Source organism: Mesorhizobium sp. M7A.F.Ca.CA.001.08.2.1 (genome assembly GCF_003998455.1).
Taxonomy (GTDB): Bacteria; Pseudomonadota; Alphaproteobacteria; order Rhizobiales; family Rhizobiaceae; genus Mesorhizobium; species Mesorhizobium ciceri.
Genome location: NZ_RZPW01000555.1, coordinates 1 through 4,315, shown reverse-complemented (window position 1 = coordinate 4,315; position 4,315 = coordinate 1). Strand labels below are relative to the sequence as shown.

Genomic DNA, 4,315 nt, shown 5'->3' with positions numbered 1-4,315 from the left:
GTCCATCGCTTCATCATAGCGGCCAAGATCATTCAGGATCTTGCCTGCCGCAAGATGAAGGGCATATGGTTGGTCGTCCGAGGCTGCCGGGTTGGAAATTTCACCGAGAATCTGTTTGAGTTCCGGCGGCTCCTCGGAGAATTTGTGGATGTTAACAAGAGCCTGATAGGCATCCGCAACGTCAACTCGACGGTCTATGGTCTCTTTGAGATAGCTGGTCGCCTCGTCCATACGTCCAAGGTTGATAAGGACGCTCGCCAGGCCCATTCGGACCGTCGGGTGGTCTCGATTGATTCCGAGTGCCTTCTCATAGACCGACAAGGCGATATCTGCCTTGTCAAACTTTCCATAAGCATCTCCTAGTCCACGGAGAGCTTCTACCAGATCGGGCTTCAGTTCACAGGCGCGCTGCAGATGCCTAATCGCTGGAGGATAGTCACCGATCTTCAAATAGGCTTCGCCCAGACTAAGTTGATAATAAGGATTGTTGGGCTCCTGGTCGGCCGCCCGAGCAAAATACCTAATTGCCAACTCGTTGTCGACACCAAGCCCGAGCGTGCCGAGTATGTAGAGGGCCAATGCGTGGTTAGGCTTGCGGGTCAGAACGCGATGGCATAGCTCCTCTGCTTCAGGAAGCCGCTTGGCCTGCTGAAACTGGAGCGCCTGCCTCAGCAGCATGTCGTCGTTCACCGCAGGCGGCTGCGGTTTCGCTTTCGGCTGCGCGGTCTTCGGCTGCGCGGTCTTCGGCTGCACGATTTTCGGCGGCGCGATTGTCGGCCCGGTCTGTGCCTTCAGATGCTTGGACCAGGCTGGTGGCAATCGATTGCTCATCACGTGTCGCTAGCAAAAAGGGACGAAAGAATCCAGCGCTACGGATCTGCCCGGCGGCAACTTGCACCGACCCATCCGGCGCGCTAGCAAGAAGGCCCTTTCAAGCGAGCTTCCGCCATGCACCAGCGCCCTCCCCTCATGCCGCTCATCGCAGCGCTTCCCTCGACGGTGCCGTTTGTCGGCCCCGAAGCACAGGAGCGCGAGCGTGGCCGCGCTTTTCGCGCCCGCATCGGCGCCAATGAGAGCAGCTTTGGTCCCTCGCCGCGCGTCATCGCCCGCATGGCCGAGATCGCCGGCGACATGTGGATGTATTGCGATCCCGACAATCACGATCTGAAGGTGGCGGCGGCCGCGCATCACGGCGTAAAGACAGAGAACGTCGTTGTCGGCGAAGGCATAGATGGCCTGCTCGCTCTGGTGGCACGCATGTATGTGGCACCCGGCGATGCTGTGGTCACCTCGCTCGGCGCTTATCCGACCTTCAACTTCCACATTGCCGGTGTCGGCGGGCGACTGGTGACGGTCCCTTACGAGAACGACAAGGAAAGCCTGGACGGCCTGCTGGCGGCGGTGCGCAGGGACAAGGCGCCGCTGGTCTATCTCTCCAACCCCGACAATCCGATGGGTAGCTGGTGGGAGGCGAGCGAGATCATCCGCTTCATCGAGGCGCTGCCGCAAACCACCATGCTGGTGCTCGACGAGGCCTATGGCGAACTCGGACCGGCCTCGGCGCTGCCGCCGATCGATATCTCCAGGCCAAACGTCATCCGCATGCGCACCTTCTCGAAGGCCTACGGGCTGGCGGGCATACGCTGCGGCTATGCGATCGCTGAGGCCCAGGTGATCCGCGACTTCGAGAAGATCCGCAACCACTACGGCGTCAGCCGCATGGCGCAGATCGCCGGCGTCGAGGCGCTCGCCGATCAGGACTATCTGCAAAGCGTGGTGGCGCGGGTCGCGGCCGGCCGCCGACGCATCGCCGGCATTGCCGAAGCGAACGGGCTGAAGCCACTGGCGTCGGCGACCAATTTCGTCACCATCGATTGCTGCGGCGATGGCCCCTTCGCACTGAAAGTTCTGCAAGGCCTGCTGTCACGCGACGTCTTCATCCGCAAGCCGATGGTGCCACGGCTCGACCGCTGCATCCGGGTCAGCGTCGGCCTCGATCACGAGCTCGACATTTTTGCCGAGGAACTTCCCGGTGCTTTGGCGGCGGCGCGGGGCAATTAGGATACCGCTGGCGCGCAACCAGCAGCAAAAGCCGCCTACAAATCCATTTCCCAGGTCTGGCCGGTCAGATCCTTGCCGAAGCTGCGGTGGTGCTCCTGCGAGACCAGCCTGAAGCCGGCACGTTCGTAGATCGCGCGCGCCGCAACGAGGATGTCGTTGGTCCACAGAACCAGCTTGGTGTAGCCGCAAGCCCGGGCCTGGTTCACGCATTCCGCGACCAGTCGTTTGCCGATGCCGAGGCCGCGCGCCGACGCCTCGACATGCAGCATTCTCAGCTTTGCCACCTTGTCGTCCTGATGGACCAGGAACACGGCACCGACCGACTGACCGCCGCGCTCGGCGATCCAGCAGAAATCGCGGCCAGGCACGAAGTTGCGAATGAAATCGGCGCCGATCTCGGCGAGCATGGCCTCGAACTCGATCGTCCAGCCATATTCCTCGGCATAAAGTTGGGCCTGGCGCTGCACGACCCAGCCGACATCGCCGACGCGATGCGGCCGCAACGTCACCTCGCCGCTTTCACGGGTGGGATCGCCCAGCAACTCCCCCGCCTTGCGCAAGGCGCTGCGCAGTTCATGCAACCTGTCGTCGGGTACGCTTTCGATCAGCCGCGCCGTGTCCCGATCGGCCGCCGCCTGCAGCCTGGCAAGCGCTGCCTCGCCCCTTGCGGTCAGCGAGAGGACCCTTCGGCGCCGGTCAGCCGGGTCCGTTCTGGCCTCGGTCAGCCCCTGGCCCGCGAACTTGCGCAGGATCCGCGTCAGATAGGCGGCATCGACACGCAACTGTCTCGATATTTCGGAGGCCGCCGGGCCATTCTCCAGCCGAAAAGCCCCAACCAGGAAACCTCGCTCGCCGGCGATTTCGGCGGAAGCCGGGTTGCTGCGGTGACCCAGTTCGAACAGCACGCGCGCCTCGGTCAAAGTGAATGCACTTTGTGTCAGCGTCTCGTCGAGAAGGCCGACAGTGCGCGTGTAGAAGCGATTGAAGCGCCGGACATCGGCCACCAATGCGTTGCGTTCGTCCAACATTTGCGGCCAGCTCCTAATAAAGCAGTTCCATTTTCCTAAATTAGTGGACTGAGTCAATTAAATTCAAGGCCAGAAGGCCAGCTAAAGCCGGAAGGCCCAGCTATTGCGTCCGCGCGCAGGTTGCATTCCTCAGGCCGTGCGCCAGATTCAACGAGACAGGCTTGGAGAGATTCATGGCTGGTCATCGCAGGAAAGTGCACGCACGCGTCTACGGTAACGTGCAAGGCGTCGGCTTCAGAGCCTGGGCCCGGGATGAGGCCACGGGCCTTGGTCTTGCGGGCTGGGTTTGCAATGAAGCGGATGCGTCCGTAACGGCCGAGATCGCAGGCCTCGATGAGGCGGTCTCGACAATGATCGAGCGCCTCTGGAAAGGGCCGGCCGGGGCTTTGGTTTCCAAGGTCGACGTCGAGGAGTTGGAGGCAGAAAACGCCTCTGTTGGGTTCAGGATCGTGGCATGAAGGCGGATTTGGATTGAGCGCCTTGAATTAATTAAACGTTCGTTTTATTATTGCTCCGCAGAGGAGCTGACATGGCACGCACCGCCGGGTCTGATGGCGAAAAGACCGAAGCGACCATTCGTGAGGCGGCGGTCAATCTGATCGCGCGTTTTGGCTACGAGGCGATGTCGATGCGACAGCTCGCCGCCGAGGTCGGCGTACAGGCGGCCGCGCTCTACCGCTACTTTCCGACCAAGGAAGAGCTTCTGTTCACGCTGATGCGCGAGCACATGGAAGGTTTGACCGAAGCGTGGGAAACAGCTCGCCCGGTTAATGCGGATCCCGTGCAGCGGCTTTCGGCCTATGTCGAAAACCACATCACTTTCCACATCGAGCGACGGCACGCCACGCATGTGTCGAACATGGAATTGCGCAGCCTGTCGCCGGAAAGGCTGACGCAGATCCTGCGCATGCGCACTGCCTACGAGAAGGAGCTGCGCACCATCCTGCGCGACGGCGCCGAGACGGGCGCCTTCAGCATCGACGACACCGGACTGACCGCCATGGCGCTGATCCAGATGATGACCGGCGTCATCGTCTGGTTTCGGCCGGGCGAACGGCTGTCGATCGGCGAAGTGACCACGAGATATCTTTCAATGACAATGCGGCTCGTCGGCGCGAAGATCGACGCCTACAGCGCCGCGCGTCCCTTCGGACGCGCAAAGGACGCTGCAGCATTTTGATTCGCGCATGATCCCTTTCCGAAAATCAAAGTCGATTTTCGGGGTC

At 61.5% G+C, this 4,315-nt stretch carries 5 protein-coding genes; 3 read left to right on the top strand and 2 right to left on the bottom strand.

Annotated elements, in window-relative coordinates; translation table 11 throughout:
• Positions 1–831, bottom strand: an 831-nt coding sequence (locus tag EN914_RS26130; RefSeq protein WP_127389347.1) for a tetratricopeptide repeat protein, incomplete at its 3' end; no start/stop codon positions are given.
• Between the two features lie 117 nt (positions 832–948).
• Here EN914_RS26130 and EN914_RS26125 point away from each other — a divergent pair.
• Complete coding sequence (locus EN914_RS26125; protein ID WP_024505735.1) at positions 949–2,061, top strand: pyridoxal phosphate-dependent aminotransferase; 1,113 nt, start codon at positions 949–951, stop codon at positions 2,059–2,061.
• A 35-nt stretch (positions 2,062–2,096) separates the two neighbouring features.
• Here EN914_RS26125 and EN914_RS26120 read toward each other — a convergent pair whose 3' ends face one another.
• Positions 2,097–3,089, bottom strand: coding sequence for a helix-turn-helix domain-containing GNAT family N-acetyltransferase (locus EN914_RS26120; protein WP_024505734.1), 993 nt, complete (start codon positions 3,087–3,089; stop codon positions 2,097–2,099).
• Positions 3,090–3,262: 173 nt separating this feature from the next.
• On the opposite strand from EN914_RS26120, the gene EN914_RS26115 reads away from it, so the two are divergent.
• A complete protein-coding gene (locus EN914_RS26115; RefSeq protein WP_024505733.1) occupies positions 3,263–3,547 on the top strand; it encodes an acylphosphatase in 285 nt (94 codons plus the stop codon).
• A 71-nt stretch (positions 3,548–3,618) separates the two neighbouring features.
• Entirely contained in the window at positions 3,619–4,269 is a 651-nt protein-coding gene (locus EN914_RS26110) for a TetR/AcrR family transcriptional regulator (protein WP_024505732.1), read from the top strand.
• Positions 4,270–4,315: the final 46 nt, after the last annotated feature.

What these genes read in the sequence shown, in the direction of transcription:
- EN914_RS26125 (WP_024505735.1), top strand. Translation starts at nt 949, where the DNA reads ATGCACCAGCGCCCTCCCCTCATGCCGCTCATCGCAGCGCTTCCCTCG.
- EN914_RS26120 (WP_024505734.1), bottom strand. Translation starts at nt 3,089, where the DNA reads ATGTTGGACGAACGCAACGCATTGGTGGCCGATGTCCGGCGCTTCAAT.
- EN914_RS26115 (WP_024505733.1), top strand. Translation starts at nt 3,263, where the DNA reads ATGGCTGGTCATCGCAGGAAAGTGCACGCACGCGTCTACGGTAACGTG.
- EN914_RS26110 (WP_024505732.1), top strand. Translation starts at nt 3,619, where the DNA reads ATGGCACGCACCGCCGGGTCTGATGGCGAAAAGACCGAAGCGACCATT.